Annotated in this window: 3 protein-coding genes; all 3 read right to left on the bottom strand. The window is 63.4% G+C overall.

What is annotated here, in order from left to right:
- Nucleotides 1–1,115 (bottom strand): IS66 family transposase (tnpC, locus tag GIY56_RS18255; RefSeq protein WP_154766252.1); only part of this gene is annotated, 1,115 nt, incomplete at its 3' end.
- 62 nt (nt 1,116–1,177) lie between these two features.
- A complete protein-coding gene (gene tnpB, locus GIY56_RS18250; protein ID WP_154766251.1) occupies nt 1,178–1,525 on the bottom strand; it encodes an IS66 family insertion sequence element accessory protein TnpB in 348 nt (115 codons plus the stop codon).
- Nucleotides 1,522–1,935 (bottom strand): IS66-like element accessory protein TnpA (tnpA, locus tag GIY56_RS18245; RefSeq protein WP_230312640.1); only part of this gene is annotated, 414 nt, incomplete at its 5' end. The genes tnpA and tnpB, both read right to left, overlap by 4 nt.

Below are 1,935 nucleotides of genomic sequence, written 5' to 3'. Positions count from 1 at the left end.
TCGGACTTTGTCGCAGCCCAGACATCATGAAAGTCACGACGCAGATGCGCCCAGCAGGCGGCCTCGCGGAACTGGCTCTTGCCCTCCAGATCGGTGGCATAGAGCTTGGCATAGCCCTTGTAGCCATCGGCTTGAAGAATGCCGCCGGCCTGGCCCAGATGGCCGAGGACATGTTCTTCCTTCCAGTCTGGGGCGAACTGATAGACCGCGCCGGGCGGGGCCTTGCCTGCCCAAGGGCGCTGATCGCGCACGTAAGCCCAGATCCGGCCCTTTCTGACACCCTTGCCGAGCCCCTTGTCGCTCTTGCTGCGATCGAGAACCCGGATGGGCGTGTCATCGGCATGAAGCAGATCGCTGGCCATGATCTCGGCCTCGATCTTTTCGATCAGGGGCGCCAGGGTTTTCATTGCCCCGCCGCACCAGTCCACGAGCGTCGTGTCGGCAATATCGGCGCCCATCCGGGCAAAGATCTCGTTCTGCCTGTAGAGCGGCACATGGTCGTCGAACTTCGAGACCAGGACATAGGCGAGCAGGTTCGGTCCCGCCATGCTGCGGGGGATCGGTCGGCTGGGTGCCGGGGCCTGGACGATCTTCTCGCAGCGTCGGCAGGACTTCTTGATGCGCGCGATCTCGATAACCTTCAACTGCGCGGCGATCATGTCGATCAATTCGCTGACATCCTCACCGATCACCCGCAGATCGCCGCCGCAGTCGGGGCAATTCTCGCCGGGATCATACGTGCGACGTTCGCGCGGCGTGTCCTTCGAGACTTTCGGGCGGCGGCGGTTGGTTTCCTGGGGTTCAGCCGGCTCCGGAGCCTGTGCTTCCGTATCCGGCCCCTCCTCGGCAGCGGGCACCAGGTCATTCACCTCGGCCAGGGCCAGCTGCAGGTCTTCCAACGCCAGCTCCAGTTGCTCGAGCTCTCGTTCGATCCTTTCCGAACTGGCTCCGAACTTCTGCTTCTGCAATTTGGCAATCCGGACGCGCAGCGCCTGAACCAGCAGATCATGCGCGCGCAAGCTGGCCGTCATCTTCTGGTTTTCTGCCTGCAAAGCGGCAATGATCGCCTTCAAGGCGTCGGGATCATTGGGCAGTGGCGTGGTCGTTCCGGACATGGCGATGGATACCATATCCCCATGTCTAACGCTACAAAAAGACGCAATTACAGAAAGATAGATCAGCCGACCCGGGCCGGTGGCGCACCCCAGTCCGGTCGCCTCCAGTCAATCCCTTCCCACAGCATGGCGAGCTGCGCCGATGTCAGGCGCGCAGTCCCGTCCTTGCTGCTCGGCCAGGGAAAGCGCCCGCGTTCCAGCACCTTGTAGTAAAGGCAGAAGCCCTGGCCGTCCCAATGCAAGAGCTTCAATCTGTCGCCACGCCGACCGCGGAACGCAAACACCGCACCGCCTGCCGGCTTCTGGCGCAACTGATCCTGCGCCAGTGCCGCCAAACCCCCGATGCCCTTGCGCATGTCGGTCACCCCGCAGGCCAGATAAACCCGGACACCGGTGCCGGGCCCGATCATGCCGCCTCCACCACCCGGATCAACCCGGTCAGCGCGGCCGCATCCAGCATCGGGTCGAAGCGCAGGCAACGGCCATTGGCCAGCTGAAGCTCGATCAGGGCAGGGCGCTGCGGCACCGGATCTTCAGCCGATGGATGCACCGTCAATTCGGCGGGCGCGCTCAATTCCACAGGCAGGAACAGGGTGTCCGGAAGCGGCGAAAGCAGCCCCTTCTTCTTCAGTTCATGCCGCCAGGCATAGAGCTGCTGTCGGGTCACCTCGTGGCGCTGCGCCACTTGCGTCACTGTCGCGCCCTCCACCCCGACCGACAGCACGATCCCGAGCTTCTCCTCGTCGCTCCACCGACGCCGCCGTTCCAGACCCAGAATGTCACCACGCATCGAAAGCCCCGCATAAGACACGTCGTTAAC

The sequence above is a fragment of the Paracoccus lichenicola genome, from assembly GCF_009708075.1.
Lineage (GTDB): Bacteria > Pseudomonadota > Alphaproteobacteria > Rhodobacterales > Rhodobacteraceae > Paracoccus > Paracoccus lichenicola.
This window is presented reverse-complemented; position numbering and strand designations above follow the sequence as displayed.

Coding starts and splice junctions, on each gene's coding strand:
- tnpB (WP_154766251.1), bottom strand. CDS start 1,525: ATGATCGGGCCCGGCACCGGTGTCCGGGTTTATCTGGCCTGCGGGGTG.